This is a genomic window from Advenella kashmirensis WT001, assembly GCF_000219915.2.
Lineage (GTDB): Bacteria > Pseudomonadota > Gammaproteobacteria > Burkholderiales > Burkholderiaceae_B > Advenella > Advenella kashmirensis.
On the sequence record NC_017964.1, the window covers coordinates 1,430,372 to 1,443,905 of the forward strand.

Sequence of the window (13,534 nt, forward strand, 5' to 3'; positions counted from 1 at the left end):
CGGCCCGGTAAGGTCTTGCTTAACAACGTGGTTTTTACGGCGGCTACCGAGCCATGATGGCGGCAGCGGCGTCAATAACGCGGTCCGCCACATCTGCCTGCAGGCAATCGATGACCTGACGATCAGGCATGCTGCGCAACCAGGTGAGTTGCCGCTTGGCAAGTTGCCTGGTGGCGGCAATGGCTTTTTCCCGCGCGCTTTGCAGGCTGTCCTGGCCGGCAAGATGTTGCCAGATCTGCCGATAACCGACACAGCGTATTGCCGGCAAATCCTCGTGCAGATCGCCCCGGCGCCACAACTGTTCCACTTCTCTCACCAGCCCCAGCCCAAGCATCTGGTCAAAACGCAAGGCAATGCGTTCGTGCAACTGCAGGCGCGCCGAAGGCTCCAGGCTCACCATATGAAACGTATCGGTACTGGCGCGTTCGCCTTCAGCCGCAATCAGCGACGAATAAGGTTGGCCGGTGATCAGGCATACTTCCAGCATGCGCTGGATGCGCTGTCGGTCATTGGGGGCAAGCCGGGCTGCCGTGACCGGATCATGGCGCTGCAACAGCGCATGCACATGCGGCCAGCCATGCTCTTTTGCCATTTGCTCAATATCGGCGCGGATGCCCGCGTCTGCCTGCGGTAACGCATGCAGGCCCTGGCGTAGCGCATTGAAGTACATCATGGTGCCGCCGGCCAGCACAGGTATGCGGCTGCGCGCGCGTATTTGATCGATCAGCAGCTGGGTATCCTGCACGAACTGCGCGGCGCTATACGATTCTGTCGGATCTCGGATATCCAGCAGATGCTGGGGTGTGAGCGCTCGTTCCTGTGGCGTGGGCTTGGCCGTGCCTATGTCCATGCCAGTATAGATGGTGGCCGAATCAACATTGATGATTTCAATCGGCCAGCGTCGGGCCAGCGCCAGCACGCTGGCGCTCTTGCCCGATGCAGTCGGGCCGGCCAGGCACAATACCGGCTGCGTCACTGGCCGCGCATGAACAGACGATCCAGATCGTTCATGCTCCATTGAAACCAGGTCGGGCGGCCGTGATTGCATTGGTTGGCCCGTTCCGTATGCTCCATCTGGCGCAGCAGGGCATTCATTTCTTCAAGGGTCAGGCGGCGATTGGCGCGCACCGAGCCGTGGCAGGCCATGGTCGAGAGCAGTTCATTGCGCTGACCGGTAAGTTGTTCGGAGTGGCCCACCATCTCCAGTTCCTTCAGGATATTGAGAACCAGCGATTCAATATCGCCGCCGGCCAGCAGGCTGGGCACCGATCGTACGGCCAGCGACTGCGGGCCGGTGGCGCTGATGGTCAGGCCCAGTGTGACCAACTGTTCCTTATGGCTTTCCATGACAGCGACATCGCGCTCGGAACAATGAATCACATAGGGAACCAGCAGTTCCTGCTGAGGTAATGCCTGCTGGTCGAGCAACGTCTTCAGGCGTTCATAGACCACGCGCTCGTGTGCCGCATGCATGTCGACCAGAATCAGTCCGCGGGCATTCTGGGCCAGGATATAGATGCCATGAAGTTGCCCCAGCGCCATGCCCAGCGGATAGGGGTCGGCCTGGTCACCGGTGTCAGGCAGGCCGATGCCGGCATTGGCGCTGCCGTTAGTCGCGGGATGAAAGACGCTTGCCGCCCCGGGCATGGCAAGATTGTGTTGTGGCTCGCCCAGGTGTTGCGAGGCCGATTCCAGCGGCGAGTAGAACTGTTTCCAGTGTTCCGTTGATTGTGGCGAAGCGCTGTGCAAATGCAGGGAGGCTGATAGCCCGGGGTGACTCTGATGGTTTCCTGGGATTGGACGCCGTCGATGGCATTGGCGCCAATGCGACCGTTTTCTGAGTTTTGTATATGGGTGGCGTATTCGGCCGGTGCCAGGCCGCCTGGCATTCTGGCAGGCAGGGCATTGGCTGCAGCCACTTCGCCGCCGACGCCCGCAAGGGCCTGCGTAAGCACCTGCCCAACAAAACGGTGAATGGCGCCGCTGTCCCTGAAGCGCACTTCATGCTTGGCCGGGTGTACATTCACGTCTACTGCTGTAGGATCAATATCCAGGAACAGCACATAGGCCGGTTGCCGGTCGCCATGCAGGACATCGGCATAGGCCGTGCGTACGGCGTGGGTAACGGTGCGATCCCGTACAAAGCGACCATTCACATATAGATACTGACGATCGGCGCGGGCGCGCGCAGCGTTGGGCAGCGTGATCAGGCCTCGCAAGCCGGCGGCGGGCAATTGGGCGTCTACGGGCAGCCCGGCCTGGGTAAATTCATTGCCCAGCACATCCCGAATGCGTTGCAATAAATCTACCGGCATCCACTGCTTATAGGCTTTGCCATTATGGAACAGGCGAAAGGCGATGGCAGGGGTGGCCAAGGCAATGCGCTCGGCGACAGTCAGGCAGTGGCCCAGTTCGGTTGGTTCGGATTTCAGAAATTTGCGGCGGGCCGGAACGGCGTCAAAAAGCTGGCGCACATCGATGGTGGTACCTGTACTGCCCGCCGCCGGGCTAATCTGCAGCGCGGTGCCATCAATCTGCCAGGCATGATCGTCGTTCTCGGTTCGGGAGGTAAGGGTCAGGCGAGCCACCGAGGCAATAGAGGCCAGGGCTTCACCGCGAAACCCCATGGAGCTGACCGATTCCAGGTCTCCCAGGCTGTTGATTTTACTGGTCGCATGACGGGTCAATGCGAGCGCCAGTTCTTCCCGGGGAATGCCGTGACCGTCATCGGTAATGCAAATGCGGCGAATGCCGCCGCCGTCCAGTCTGATTTCAATGCTGCGGGCTCCGGCGTCCAGCGCATTTTCCAGCAGCTCCTTCAAAACAGAGGCCGGGCGTTCAATAACCTCGCCGGCCGCGATCTGGCTAATCAGCGTGTCGGGCAGGGGGGCGATATGGCGGCGGTCGGACATGGGGGCAGCATAAAGAGAGAAGGGCAATAGGACATTTTAGCGTGTTTGACGATTGACGTACACGTAAGTCTGGCCAGGGCGGATCACTGGCCCGATGACGCCGCAAATAATAACGCCTCCGAATACGAAGGCGTTATGTGAGCAAAGGTAGGGCGGGATACCTAAGGGTTTTATATAGAAGCTTTGGTAGACGTTGTCAGCCGACTCTTGCCAGCGGTGGATTGGTGGAGAAATAATCGTTGACGCCAGAGAAAATGGCCCGAGCAATCTGGCGCTGGTTGGCCGGACTACGCAGAAAATTTTCCTCTTGCGGGTTACTGATAAAAGCTGTCTCTACCAAAATGGAGGGGATATCCGGCGCCTTGAGCACGGCAAACCCCGCCTGTTCTACCTTGCGACTATGGATGCCATTGATTTGCGCCAGCGAACCCAGCACGCGATGCCCAATTTTCAGGGAATCATTGATTTGCGCGGTGGTGGACATGTCCAGCAGCACACTGGCTGTCTGGCGATCATGCGCGCCAATATCCAGGCCGCCAATCAGATCGGAGGCATTTTCTTTTTTGGCCAGCCAGCGGGCGGCGGCACTGGACGCGCCATTGCGGGAAAGGGCAAATACCGAGGTGCCGCGTGCCGAGCGGTTGGTGAAGGCATCGGCGTGAATCGATACGAACAGGTCGGCCTTGACCCGTCGCGCTTTTTGCACCCGAACATGCAGCGGCACAAAAAAGTCTGACTCGCGCGTCATGTAGGCCCGCATATTGGGCTGCGAGTTGATGACATCGCGCAACTGGCGTCCGATGGCCAGCACAATATCTTTTTCGCGTGTCCCGCGCATGCCTATCGCGCCCGGATCTTCGCCACCATGGCCAGGATCAATGGCCACCAGGATGGGGCGATTGGGGTTGGCACGGGATGGCTGGCGGCCGGCCGTGGCAGGATTGACCTGGCCACTGACCGAAGGTACCGGCGCATTGCTGTTGTTCTGGGCCAGGTTGTCCAAAACCTGTGCCAGCGGATCATTTTCCAGATCCCTGGCCAGCGCCAGGATCGGATCCTTGGCAACTTTGGGATACAGATCCAGGACAAGCCGGTATTGGTAGTCGCCTACCGGTTTCAGTGTGAATACCTGCGGGGCAATGTCCTGTTTCAGGTCGAATACCAGACGCACTACATCGGCGCGGTTCTGTGCCACACGCACGGCGGCGATATAAGGGTCATTGGGACGGATTTTGGAAATCAGCGAATTGAGCGCCTGACTAATGGTCAGACCCTGGATATCGACCACCAGTCGATTGGGATTGCCCAGCATGAAGTGCTCGGCCCGCAGTGGCGAGTTCAGTTCCAGCGTGACCCGGGTATATTCGTCGGCAGGCCATGTACGTACGGCCAGAATCTGTCCACCGGCGGCGGCAGCGACCCTGGATACGACGGGAAGGGACAGCAGTGTGGCTGACGCACCCAGAATGCGCCGACGGGTTATTGGTCGCCTGTTGGCATTTTCCTGTGAATGAGCTTTGTTATCCATGTCTTGCCCTTTTCCGAAAAAGCGTTAAATTGTGCCGTTCTTCCAGCCGATTCGTATCTCAGGTACAGCTCAAGATCGGGTGTTGGCAACCCGGGTCCTGCTTTATCTGCCCACTCTATAAATACAATTGCGTCTTCACCCAGATTCTCACGAAAACCGGCTTCATGCCATTCTTCGGTATCGGTAAATCTATAAAAATCAAAGTGATACAAGTATAAACTAGAAACTTTATAGGTTTCAAGCAAAGTGTAGGTCGGGCTCTTAATTCGTCCCTTCACACCCATGGCCCTCAAAAAATGCCGGACGAAGGTCGTTTTGCCGGCGCCCAGGTCGCCTCTCAGATACACCTTTGCGCTCTTTTCTGTGCCTGAGTTTTTCTCGTAACTATTTGAAAAATAATGAGAAAAAATGTCTGAAAGGGCCTTTGCGAGTTGCTCCGTGGCTGCCTCATCGGGCAGATAAAGTGCGGTGCTGGCCAGGGGCTCAGGAGGGGGTGTTTGCAAGTTCGACATGGAAATTGGGCCGTTCCGGGAAAAGAAACATAATGTAAATTATAAGAAATCCACCGGAACTGCCTAAAAATTAATGAAATTTAATGTCCAATCCGTGGCTAATTTACCAATGTTTGCCCGACGAACAGCCAAAAGGGTATCGTGAGTACCGAAAGGACTGTCCCGATGGAAACAGCAGTTGCAACGCAGCGTCCGTCGCCGCCCATGCGGGCGGCCAGAATATAGGCGGCAGAAGCCGGTGGCAATGCGGCAAACAGAACGAGGATATTGGTCTCCAGCGGGGACAAGGCCAGCAAGAAGGCCAGTATCAGCGCAAATACCGGCATGGCAAGCAGCCGGATACCCAGAATCCAGGAAATGACAGCGCGATCCTGTCTGCCGCCGGCCAGGGAAAGACTGGCGCCCACGCACAGCAGCCCCAGCGGGATGGCGCTATTGCCCAATTTGGATAAGGTCATGTTCACAGTATTGTCCAGTCCGATGCCTGAGAAATTGAGCAATAGACCGGCCAGCGTAGCCAGAACCAAGGGGTTTTTCAGAATTTCCAGCCACACATTGGACCCTTGAAAGCGGGCCAGCGATTTCACAGCCAGAACATTGGCAATCGGCACCGAAAATCCCACCAGCACCGCCATAATGGCCTGTCCTTCACTGCCGGCAAGCGCCGCCGCCAGTGAAAATCCGATATAGGTATTGAAACGATAGGCGCATTGGGCCAGCGAAGCCAGCGCGATTGGCCTTGGCTTTAGCAGGGGGCGGGCCAGCCACGCGGCCAGGTAGCCGGCAAGACACAGCAGAATCGATACCGCCAGCAGACGACCTGCGGAGCTGGCAGAGATGGGCGTGAAGGCGATAGACTGAACCAGCAGTGCCGGAAACAGGATGTAGTAGACGAGCTTTTCGGTATTGGTGAAAAATTCGCGGGAAAACTTCAGTTTGTGAAGCAGGACCCAGCCCAGCGCGACAATGAGACAGTCTGGGATGACGAGCAGGGCAATATGCATAGGAAAATCGTATTTGGATAGCGGAATTTAGGCTAGAATCAAATCATAGTTCAGAAAGCAACGGCGGTTTGCCATTATCATTTTTTGTTGTGAATAAATACCCATGCCAGATCAGCAAGTGGCGCCAGCCCACCAGCACACCATTGATCCATTTATTGATGCCTTGTGGCTGGAAGACGGGTTATCGCAGAATACGCTAGCGGCCTACCGCCAGGATCTCAAGGGGCTGGCCGATTTTCTGGCAAAGCGAAAACCGGCCAAAACCCTGCTGGAAACGACCAGGGATGACATTGAAGCCTGGTTCGCCGCCAGGCATGCCCACACCAAAGCTACCACCGCCAATCGTCGTTTGGCCACGCTCAAACGTTATTTTGCCTGGGCCATCCGTACCCATCAGATCAGTGAGGATCCGTGCCTGACGCTGCATTCGGCCCGCCAGCCGACGCGGTTTCCCAAAACCATGAGCGAGCAGCAGGTAGACCAGTTGCTGGAGGCGCCCAACATCCGGGATGCGCTGGGATTGCGCGACCGCGCCATGCTTGAAACCCTGTATGCGTCGGGCTTGCGGGTCACTGAACTGGTTAGCCTGAAAGTGCTGCATTTAAGCCTGAACGAGAATGTTGTCCGGGTGGTCATGGGCAAGGGTGGCAAGGACCGGCTGGTCCCGGTGGGCGCCCAGGCTGCCTACTGGCTGGAACGCTATCTGAAAGAGGCGCGTCCCGATTTGCTGGGGCGGCGTCAGTCTGATGATTTGTTTCTGACTCGTCGCGCCACTGGTATGACGCGCCAGGCGTTCTGGCAACTGATCAAGAAATATGCCCTGCAGGCAGACATTCATACGCCGCTGTCGCCACATACCCTGCGGCACGCCTTTGCCACGCATCTGCTCAATCACGGCGCAGACTTGCGTGTTGTGCAATTGCTGCTTGGGCATGCCGATATTTCCACCACCCAGATCTATACCCACGTAGCGCGGGAGCGGCTCAAGCAGTTACACGCGCAACACCATCCGCGGGCATAAGCCGAAAGCCCAGGCAGTTGCAGTAGAATATCCGGTTCCATTAACAACAATACACGTCAGTGAACCGGATATGGCTGCCAGCAAACACGTATCGGAAACGCCTGCTACCCAAATGTTGAAAAAACATAAAGTGGCTTATACCGAACACACTTATGATTATATTGAGCATGGCGGCACCGCAGAAGCGGCGCGGCAATTGGGCATTGATGCGCATGCGGTGGTCAAGACCCTCATTCTGGAAGATGAACACGCCAAGCCGCACGTGATGCTGATGCACGGCGATTGCGAAGTGTCGATGAAAAACCTGGCGCGCCAGGCCAGCGTCAAGAGAATGCAGCCATGCCAGGCAGCGGTGGCGCCCCGGCATTCGGGGTACCAGATCGGCGGCACCTCGCCTTTCGGAACCCGCAAGCGAATGCCGGTGTGGGTGGAACAAAGTGTGCTGGATTTGCCGCAGATCTATATCAATGGCGGGCGACGCGGCTATCTGCTGGGAATGGATCCGCAAGTGCTGGTCACGCTATTGCAGGCAAACTCAGTGAACGTGGCCAACGACGGGCGCGCCGCCTGAACGTTTCCTGGTGAGCGTGTGCACCGCGTTGTTTCCGCGAACATATTGATATGGCTGATGTGCAAGTTTGCAGATTCAAAGCGGCGTGCAGCAGCATTGTGGTTCACAGGCGATCTGAGCCAGCGCGCTACTTCGCAAGCGTTGCGTCGTACCGGCTCAATGGCGCCGGATGACAGTGCGTGCATTGATTTCGTCCCAGAACGATTTGCCGCAAAGCGTGCAGCGTTCTTCGTAGCTGGGATCGCACAGGATTTCGGTAATTTCGCGTGCATCCGGATACGATTGCGCAACGTCTCCTGCGCATTCATTGCAAACCAATGCATTCAGATAATAATCTTCATGTTGCGGCTCTCTGCGCTTGCGGATGGCGTAGTGTTTCATGACAGTTCCCCGACCGGTCATAACGCCAAATTAATACTACAAAGATGATGCCGTTGAAAAGCAGGGTTTGTACTAGTTATGCCTGGCCTGAGCGCCGTCGTCACTGCGGTGTCAGGGGAAATATCGGCGCCCGGCTGTTGAAACGGCAGCACGCGTTGCCAATCCAACCAAGTAGCTTGCCCTTGGGAATGGGTGCCCTTATTCAGTGTATTGCCAGTGGCGCCGTTCACCAGACTGATCGGCGCCTTTGTCATGGGTATTGATTTTTTATTGGGACTTGCACCGACCACCAAGTCCATAATCCACCTGATTTGGCATATAATGCTGGGTGCTTTTAAGCGTTCTCGCCGTAGTTAAATGGATATAACCGACCCCTCCTAAGGCCAATTACAGGTTCGATTCCTGTCGGCGAGGCCACTAATCTTTGTTTGATTTAGTGCAAACATAATTGTTTACAAAAACCGACACATTAATGGGTCATGGTTGGTGAATATATGTAACCTCCCATTCTCTCTATATGGCTAAGCCTGGGTACACTCGTCTAAGGGTTTATTGAGCTCATAATTCTAAGAAAAACATGGCATACCCACTTATCGGCATTGGACATTATTAATGATGTGAAGCGAATTGGCATGGTTACAACTGCGATATGCACGTACCAGCGCTTTTAGCCGGATTGCGGAATCGTTAAGGACAAGACAAGCGGCATGGCTTAAAATGGTACATCGCTAATCACCTGGAGAATGGCACATGAACAACGACACTGACTTTGACACCGCGCTGGATAATATTGATTTTGATGCGATCGAAAAGAAAAATGCCGAGCTCATCAAAAAGATGGATGAAAACCTGCCTGAAGCAGATGACGACTGCGGAGATGCCTGCAAGATCTAGGTGTGTTCAATGCCAGTAAAAAACGACGCTATGTGGCGTCGTTTTTTTTGTACCTTAATGGTGTACACCAACTGGATTGTGTTCTGGAAAAGGCCCAATAGTGATTATTGGGCCCGCAATTGTAGGCCCGCAATCATAGGCCCAATAGAACGCCAACGCCAATAATCGCCAGCACCAGCGCCGCAATCGCGGTATAGATATAGTCGCGTGCGTGCGCGAACATCACCAGCATGAGTGCGACGCGGATGATTGGCAGCAGCACGAAGATCACCACACCAAATTTGATTAGTGCATAGCCCGTCTGGGCCAGGCCAGGGGTATTGCCCATCTGCGCCAGGGCGCCAAGGACAATGCCGGTCATAATCACAACAGAGGCGACCAGCGTGCCATACCAAAGCAGGCCTGCGATGATGCCGTCGTGACGGTCCGGCTTGCTGCTCAATGGATTCATAAGCCTGTTTCCCAAAGGTTGATGCCCAGTGCACTAAACATCATTTGGATTGCAAGTGCAATAAGAATAACGGCAAACAGAATGCGCAGCTTGTCGGCGGGCAGTCCCATCAGCAGGCGGGCGCCGGCCAATGCGCCGACAACAGAACCGAGTGCCACGGGGCCGGCGATGTTCATGTCAATGTCGCCACGAACAAGATAGGCACCACCACTTGCTGCCGCAGTGACGCCAATCATAAAGTTGGAGGTTGCCGATGATACCTTGATGGGCAGTCGCAAGGCAGTATCCATTGCTGGAATTTTCAACACGCCGGAACCAATGCCCAACAGGGCGGAGATCACGCCGGCGCCATACATCAGGGAAAGACCCAAGGGAACCCGGGCCACCTGATAGGCCACATCCTTGCCCAGTTGGCGATCAGGAAAGGTGGAGTGTAAGCCCAGCCGGCTCGCCCAGCTTTGTGGATCGGGTGTGATGGCCAGGGCCGGGTCGCGGCGCCGCGCCATCATTTGCTGCGCTGACAGAACCAGAATGACTGCGAAAAGCCCGTAGAGTACCGGCGTTGGAATCACGCCTATCAACAGCACGCCGGTAATCGCGCCAAGCGTGGTTGCTGTCTCCAGGACAATGGCAAGCCGGATGTTGGTCAGCCGTCCTTTAAGAAACGGCGCGGCACTGCCGCAAGAGCAGGCAATGACAGACACAATACTGGCCGCGATCGCAACGTGGATGTCCACGCCGAAGGCGATAATAAGTATGGGCACAATGAAAATGCCACTCGCCATACCCAGCATGCCGCCCAGCAGGCTGGCGCCAAACGCAGCAGCAAATAACCAGAACAGGGTTGTTATATCCATGTTTGCACAGCCCTTTTCAGCGCGAACGCCGCGATAACTGGGTGGCAAAGCGGATGGCGTCCCCCCTGTAATACAGTTTTTCGTAATCGACGGGTCGTTCTCCCGTGCTATAGGAGGTGCGTTCAATCAGAAAAATCGGGGCGCCGACTGCAATATTGAGGGCTTGTGCAACATGCGGCTCTGCTATCACGGCCTCCAGCTGATAGCTCGCCTCGATCAGCGGCAGGGCATATTTGTTTTCAAGCAGAGCGAAGATAGGTTCCACTTCCAGGTTGTTGCTGACCACTTTGTTGCCAATCTCCAGGGGTAGATAGGTTTCGTCAAATGACATGGGAATGCCGTCAGCAAGGCGAACGCGCTCAATCCGATAGACTTGCGTGCCAGGGGCCATCTGCAGGGCCTGGGCCGTTTTCTCGTCAGCGGAAATGATGCGTTTATCCAGCAGGCGTGAGGTCGGATGGCGGCCTAATACCACCATATCTTCGGCAAAGCCGGTCAGCTCGGTCAGGGCTTGCGTGATCTTGGGATGGGTCACGAAGGTTCCCTTGCCGCGGCGAATCTCCACCAAGCCACGGGCCACGAGATTATCGATAGCCTTGCGGATCGTGGTTCGGCTCATCTGAAAGCGGCCGATCAGTTGCTCTTCCGTTGGCAACTGCGTTCCGGCGCCAAGCTGGCCGCTGGAAATCTCTGCCGCCAGCGCTGCTTCAATTTTTGCGTATAGCGGGGTAGTGTCGATCTGTGTCATAAATGACATCATGACATCATGACGTCATGATGTCCAGAAAAATTACCGAAGTTATTTTTCGTGTGTATTTCAAATGTATTAATGACGACATGACTCCTCCTGCTGAATTGCCGTCTGCCGCCCGAGTGTACGACAACAAAAAATGCAATAGGCGATCAGAGATGCTTATCGGCCAATGGCGGATAGTCAGATTGCGGCGCCCGTTTTCCGTGGCAGGCGACGCTCGACGGGCGATGACTGGATGATGGACGTATTGGTCATTGAATAAGGAATTAACTGGTCAATCAGGCGTTCCAGCCCTTCGATGGACTCGACATGCGCTCGAGCGATAAAGCAGTCTTCGCCCGTGATGCGATCACATTCGGCAATTTCAGGGATGTCTTTCAGAAGCTGCGCGACGCGTTGCAACTGGCCCGGAATAGGCCGAATGCGCAGCCAGGCCGCGATTGGCAGGCCCAGGGCTTTGGGATTTATCTTAAGGGTGTAGCCTTCGATCAGGCCGGCATCTTCCAGCCTTTTTATTCGTTCCGAAACGCTTGGCGGCGATAGTCCCACAAGACGGGCCAGTTCGGCTGTTGCCGTTCTTGCGTCCATTACCAGCGCGTCGATCAACAGCAAATCAGTGCGGTCAAGCTTTCCATTTTGATATTTAAGGCGTTTCATAAAATAAACCTTCTTTTGTAACGAAATTGGCCATATGTGGCTTTTGTTTTGTATTCATTTGACCGCTCCAGTCTCGCATAATAAGGACAAAGGAGCAAACAATGAAGCCACTGCATCTATCACACTTATCATTGACTCAGGTCGCTCGCTTTGTACCCCCCACGGCCTGGTTCGGTGTCAGCGCAATCTTTCATTATCTGGGGCCCTCATTTGCAGTGCTTCTGTTTCCGTCCATCGGCGTATTGGGTGTCGCCTGGTTCAGAATCGCGTCGGCGGCGTTGATTTTCGCACCGGTCACGCGGCCATGGAAGACCTGGCGGCAGGCTGATGGGAGAACGCGATTATTGCTGATCGGACTGGGGGTTTGCCTGGCGGTGATGAACACTGCCTTTTATCTGGCGCTGGATCGCCTGCCGATGAGTCTTGTTGCGGCCATGGAGTTTGGCGGCACGATCGCTGTCGCGCTCTATGGCCTGCGATCGCGACGCAACCTTTCGGCGCTGGTGCTGGCCGTTCTTGGCATCGTCATACTGATTGACATAAAGTGGGCCACCGATTTGCCAGGGCTTTGTTGGGCGGCATTGAATGCGACTCTGTTTGTCATCTATATTGTTCTGGGTCACAAGGCTGCAGCGGGTGGCGCCAGCAATGGTGTTGAATATCTTGGTGCAGCAATGGCTATTGCATTTGTCATTGTGATGCCGATTGGCATCATCCAGGCTGTGGCGGCGTTTGGCGCGCCGGAACTCGTGTTGGCAGGCATCGCAGTTGGCTTGTGCTCTTCGGTGGTTCCTTATGTTGCCGATCAGATGGCAATGTCGCGTTTGCCTCGCGCCACCTTTGCCCTGTATCTGGCTATCCTGCCGGCCACTGCGACCCTTATTGCTGCCATCATGCTTGCACAGGTACCAACATTGCAGGATATCGTTGGCATTGCGCTTGTGATGATCGCCATTGCAATACACAAGCCACCACGATCCGCCACAGATGCCGGTCACATGAGCGGCGGGACGGACGATGACTGCACGACAATGCAGCCTCGTCAGAAAAAGAGCGGCGCAGCAGGGTAGCGAGTGGCCACCGATGCCAGGGGTCAGCCAGCGGCAAAATCAGTGAGTGAGCGATCAGTGGCGTGTATTAAAGGACAGTCCGAGGCTGTTATGCAGGCTTGTTTGTTGTGCTGGCATCGTCGCCTGCATCATAAACGCCGTCCGGGTCGGCAATCAGTTTATGGAACTGCCCGCCTTGGGCCACCAGCATTTCAAAATGGGTTTTCCCGTCGTGCAGCCGCGGCGTGAGCAGCACCACTTTGCCCTGTGTTTTTTCTTCGATATCGCGAACAATTTCGGTCAGGCCCTGCACGGTCCGGCACTTGCGACGCTGATCATCGTCCTGGATGCCGGCGGCAAACGCACCATAGCTCAATTGCGCCGCGAGCGAGGACAGAACCAGCTTGAGCAGTACATCTTTCATTTTATTCTCCTTCTGGTATTGCGCGTAAACGGGTAGATAATGAGTGCAAGCAGGGCTGCCAACATTGAACGGCTTTCGCACCTGGCAACCGGTGAGAGCACAGCGGCATAATAGGAAGCAATCAGGGCGAATAGAAAAACGCTGGATCGTGGTGCTTTATCGTCTGCGAGCGCCCAGTGTACCGGCTTGTTCCGCAACGAGCCAGTAAATATTTCAAGTTTGATACGGCTTTTTGTGCTGACTGGCAGTACGAATAAGGCAGCAGCAGCCAGACAGCAGTAGCAGGACAACAGGCGTGGACACAGTTTCTGGATGCCGGTTTTTTTTGTGCCCGAGTTATCCTGTTCAAGCAGGATACCCGGGTATCGTGACGGTGGTGTGACGGTGTGCCCGCTATCGTAACAACCGAAAGCTGCGATGCCACCGCAGCAATGCCGATGAATGCCTGTCATAATACCGGTTTGCGATTAAAGCCGGTTGTGGTACGACACGCCGGATTGTTTTTTCGGATGCATTCAC

At 55.5% G+C, this 13,534-nt stretch carries 17 protein-coding genes and 1 tRNA gene; 5 read left to right on the plus strand and 13 right to left on the minus strand.

Annotation, left to right across the window (positions count from 1 at the left end; genetic code table 11):
* Window positions 1-43: 43 nt before the first annotated feature.
* The 6 genes from miaA to TKWG_RS06765 form a co-directional block, all read right to left on the minus strand.
* On the minus strand, window positions 44-1,018 hold the full coding sequence (miaA, locus tag TKWG_RS06745; protein WP_050981553.1) for a tRNA (adenosine(37)-N6)-dimethylallyltransferase MiaA: 975 nt from the start codon (window positions 1,016-1,018) through the stop codon (window positions 44-46).
* Window positions 973-1,542: a DNA mismatch repair MutL family protein gene (locus TKWG_RS26975; protein ID WP_171815091.1), complete on the minus strand. Its 570-nt coding sequence runs from the start codon at window positions 1,540-1,542 to the stop codon at window positions 973-975. The genes miaA and TKWG_RS26975 overlap by 46 nt, the downstream gene beginning before the upstream one ends.
* Window positions 1,485-2,912, minus strand: coding sequence for a DNA mismatch repair endonuclease MutL (gene mutL / locus TKWG_RS06750; protein ID WP_081489236.1), 1,428 nt, complete (start codon window positions 2,910-2,912; stop codon window positions 1,485-1,487). The genes TKWG_RS26975 and mutL overlap by 58 nt, the downstream gene beginning before the upstream one ends.
* 196 nt (window positions 2,913-3,108) lie before the next feature.
* The gene (locus TKWG_RS06755) at window positions 3,109-4,440 is read right to left on the minus strand and encodes an N-acetylmuramoyl-L-alanine amidase (protein ID WP_014750131.1); all 1,332 of its coding nucleotides are present in this window, start codon (window positions 4,438-4,440) and stop codon (window positions 3,109-3,111) included.
* Window positions 4,392-4,952: a bifunctional alanine racemase/tRNA (adenosine(37)-N6)-threonylcarbamoyltransferase complex ATPase subunit type 1 TsaE gene (locus TKWG_RS06760; RefSeq protein ID WP_014750132.1), complete on the minus strand. Its 561-nt coding sequence runs from the start codon at window positions 4,950-4,952 to the stop codon at window positions 4,392-4,394. Before TKWG_RS06760 ends, TKWG_RS06755 begins: the two co-directional genes overlap by 49 nt.
* A gap of 98 nt (window positions 4,953-5,050) precedes the next feature.
* Window positions 5,051-5,956, minus strand: coding sequence for an AEC family transporter (locus tag TKWG_RS06765; RefSeq protein ID WP_014750133.1), 906 nt, complete (start codon window positions 5,954-5,956; stop codon window positions 5,051-5,053).
* 103 nt (window positions 5,957-6,059) lie between these two features.
* Between TKWG_RS06765 and xerD the strand changes: the two genes are divergently transcribed.
* Together xerD and TKWG_RS06775 are read left to right on the plus strand one after the other, a co-directional pair.
* Complete coding sequence (gene xerD, locus TKWG_RS06770) at window positions 6,060-6,977, plus strand: site-specific tyrosine recombinase XerD (RefSeq protein WP_014750134.1); 918 nt, start codon at window positions 6,060-6,062, stop codon at window positions 6,975-6,977.
* Between the two features lie 70 nt (window positions 6,978-7,047).
* Window positions 7,048-7,548 carry an aminoacyl-tRNA deacylase gene (locus TKWG_RS06775; protein WP_014750135.1) on the plus strand — a complete coding sequence of 167 codons (501 nt, stop codon included), beginning with the start codon at window positions 7,048-7,050 and terminating at the stop codon, window positions 7,546-7,548.
* A 156-nt stretch (window positions 7,549-7,704) separates the two neighbouring features.
* Here TKWG_RS06775 and TKWG_RS06780 read toward each other — a convergent pair whose 3' ends face one another.
* The gene (locus TKWG_RS06780; protein WP_014750136.1) at window positions 7,705-7,929 is read right to left on the minus strand and encodes a hypothetical protein; all 225 of its coding nucleotides are present in this window, start codon (window positions 7,927-7,929) and stop codon (window positions 7,705-7,707) included.
* Between the two features lie 343 nt (window positions 7,930-8,272).
* On the opposite strand from TKWG_RS06780, the gene TKWG_RS06785 reads away from it, so the two are divergent.
* Window positions 8,273-8,346: transfer RNA gene (locus tag TKWG_RS06785), tRNA-Arg, on the plus strand.
* 333 nt (window positions 8,347-8,679) lie between these two features.
* On the plus strand, window positions 8,680-8,823 hold the full coding sequence (locus TKWG_RS23570) for a hypothetical protein (protein ID WP_014750137.1): 144 nt from the start codon (window positions 8,680-8,682) through the stop codon (window positions 8,821-8,823).
* A gap of 133 nt (window positions 8,824-8,956) precedes the next feature.
* Here the strand turns inward: TKWG_RS23570 and TKWG_RS06790 are convergent, their stop codons facing one another.
* The 4 genes from TKWG_RS06790 to TKWG_RS06805 all read right to left on the minus strand — a co-directional run bounded on the left by TKWG_RS06790 (window position 8,957) and on the right by TKWG_RS06805 (window position 11,542).
* Window positions 8,957-9,274: a DUF1634 domain-containing protein gene (locus tag TKWG_RS06790; protein ID WP_014750138.1), complete on the minus strand. Its 318-nt coding sequence runs from the start codon at window positions 9,272-9,274 to the stop codon at window positions 8,957-8,959.
* Window positions 9,271-10,131 carry a sulfite exporter TauE/SafE family protein gene (locus TKWG_RS06795; RefSeq protein ID WP_014750139.1) on the minus strand — a complete coding sequence of 287 codons (861 nt, stop codon included), beginning with the start codon at window positions 10,129-10,131 and terminating at the stop codon, window positions 9,271-9,273. Before TKWG_RS06795 ends, TKWG_RS06790 begins: the two co-directional genes overlap by 4 nt.
* Before the next feature lie 16 nt (window positions 10,132-10,147).
* Complete coding sequence (locus TKWG_RS06800) at window positions 10,148-10,888, minus strand: GntR family transcriptional regulator (protein ID WP_014750140.1); 741 nt, start codon at window positions 10,886-10,888, stop codon at window positions 10,148-10,150.
* A gap of 177 nt (window positions 10,889-11,065) precedes the next feature.
* On the minus strand, window positions 11,066-11,542 hold the full coding sequence (locus tag TKWG_RS06805) for an Lrp/AsnC family transcriptional regulator (RefSeq protein WP_014750141.1): 477 nt from the start codon (window positions 11,540-11,542) through the stop codon (window positions 11,066-11,068).
* Between the two features lie 101 nt (window positions 11,543-11,643).
* Between TKWG_RS06805 and TKWG_RS06810 the strand changes: the two genes are divergently transcribed.
* Window positions 11,644-12,612, plus strand: a complete 969-nt coding sequence (locus tag TKWG_RS06810; RefSeq protein WP_014750142.1) for an EamA family transporter — start codon at window positions 11,644-11,646, stop codon at window positions 12,610-12,612.
* A gap of 88 nt (window positions 12,613-12,700) precedes the next feature.
* Here the strand turns inward: TKWG_RS06810 and TKWG_RS06815 are convergent, their stop codons facing one another.
* Complete coding sequence (locus TKWG_RS06815) at window positions 12,701-13,015, minus strand: hypothetical protein (protein ID WP_014750143.1); 315 nt, start codon at window positions 13,013-13,015, stop codon at window positions 12,701-12,703.
* Window positions 13,012-13,467, minus strand: coding sequence for a hypothetical protein (locus TKWG_RS06820; protein WP_014750144.1), 456 nt, complete (start codon window positions 13,465-13,467; stop codon window positions 13,012-13,014). The genes TKWG_RS06815 and TKWG_RS06820 overlap by 4 nt, the downstream gene beginning before the upstream one ends.
* Between the last annotated feature and the right edge of the window lie 67 nt (window positions 13,468-13,534).

Bases quoted from the DNA above. Each gene is read 5' to 3' on its own strand.
- TKWG_RS06790 (WP_014750138.1), bottom strand. From the start codon at position 9,274: ATGAATCCATTGAGCAGCAAGCCGGACCGTCACGACGGCATCATCGCA.
- miaA (WP_050981553.1), bottom strand. From the start codon at position 1,018: ATGGAGCATGAACGATCTGGATCGTCTGTTCATGCGCGGCCAGTGACG.
- TKWG_RS26975 (WP_171815091.1), bottom strand. From the start codon at position 1,542: ATGGCGCTGGGGCAACTTCATGGCATCTATATCCTGGCCCAGAATGCC.
- TKWG_RS06780 (WP_014750136.1), bottom strand. From the start codon at position 7,929: ATGAAACACTACGCCATCCGCAAGCGCAGAGAGCCGCAACATGAAGAT.
- TKWG_RS06805 (WP_014750141.1), bottom strand. From the start codon at position 11,542: ATGAAACGCCTTAAATATCAAAATGGAAAGCTTGACCGCACTGATTTG.
- TKWG_RS06820 (WP_014750144.1), bottom strand. From the start codon at position 13,467: ATGACAGGCATTCATCGGCATTGCTGCGGTGGCATCGCAGCTTTCGGT.
- mutL (WP_081489236.1), bottom strand. From the start codon at position 2,912: ATGTCCGACCGCCGCCATATCGCCCCCCTGCCCGACACGCTGATTAGC.
- TKWG_RS06795 (WP_014750139.1), bottom strand. From the start codon at position 10,131: ATGGATATAACAACCCTGTTCTGGTTATTTGCTGCTGCGTTTGGCGCC.
- TKWG_RS06775 (WP_014750135.1), top strand. From the start codon at position 7,048: ATGGCTGCCAGCAAACACGTATCGGAAACGCCTGCTACCCAAATGTTG.
- TKWG_RS06760 (WP_014750132.1), bottom strand. From the start codon at position 4,952: ATGTCGAACTTGCAAACACCCCCTCCTGAGCCCCTGGCCAGCACCGCA.
- TKWG_RS06800 (WP_014750140.1), bottom strand. From the start codon at position 10,888: ATGTCATTTATGACACAGATCGACACTACCCCGCTATACGCAAAAATT.
- TKWG_RS06765 (WP_014750133.1), bottom strand. From the start codon at position 5,956: ATGCATATTGCCCTGCTCGTCATCCCAGACTGTCTCATTGTCGCGCTG.
- TKWG_RS06810 (WP_014750142.1), top strand. From the start codon at position 11,644: ATGAAGCCACTGCATCTATCACACTTATCATTGACTCAGGTCGCTCGC.
- TKWG_RS23570 (WP_014750137.1), top strand. From the start codon at position 8,680: ATGAACAACGACACTGACTTTGACACCGCGCTGGATAATATTGATTTT.
- TKWG_RS06755 (WP_014750131.1), bottom strand. From the start codon at position 4,440: ATGGATAACAAAGCTCATTCACAGGAAAATGCCAACAGGCGACCAATA.
- TKWG_RS06815 (WP_014750143.1), bottom strand. From the start codon at position 13,015: ATGAAAGATGTACTGCTCAAGCTGGTTCTGTCCTCGCTCGCGGCGCAA.
- xerD (WP_014750134.1), top strand. From the start codon at position 6,060: ATGCCAGATCAGCAAGTGGCGCCAGCCCACCAGCACACCATTGATCCA.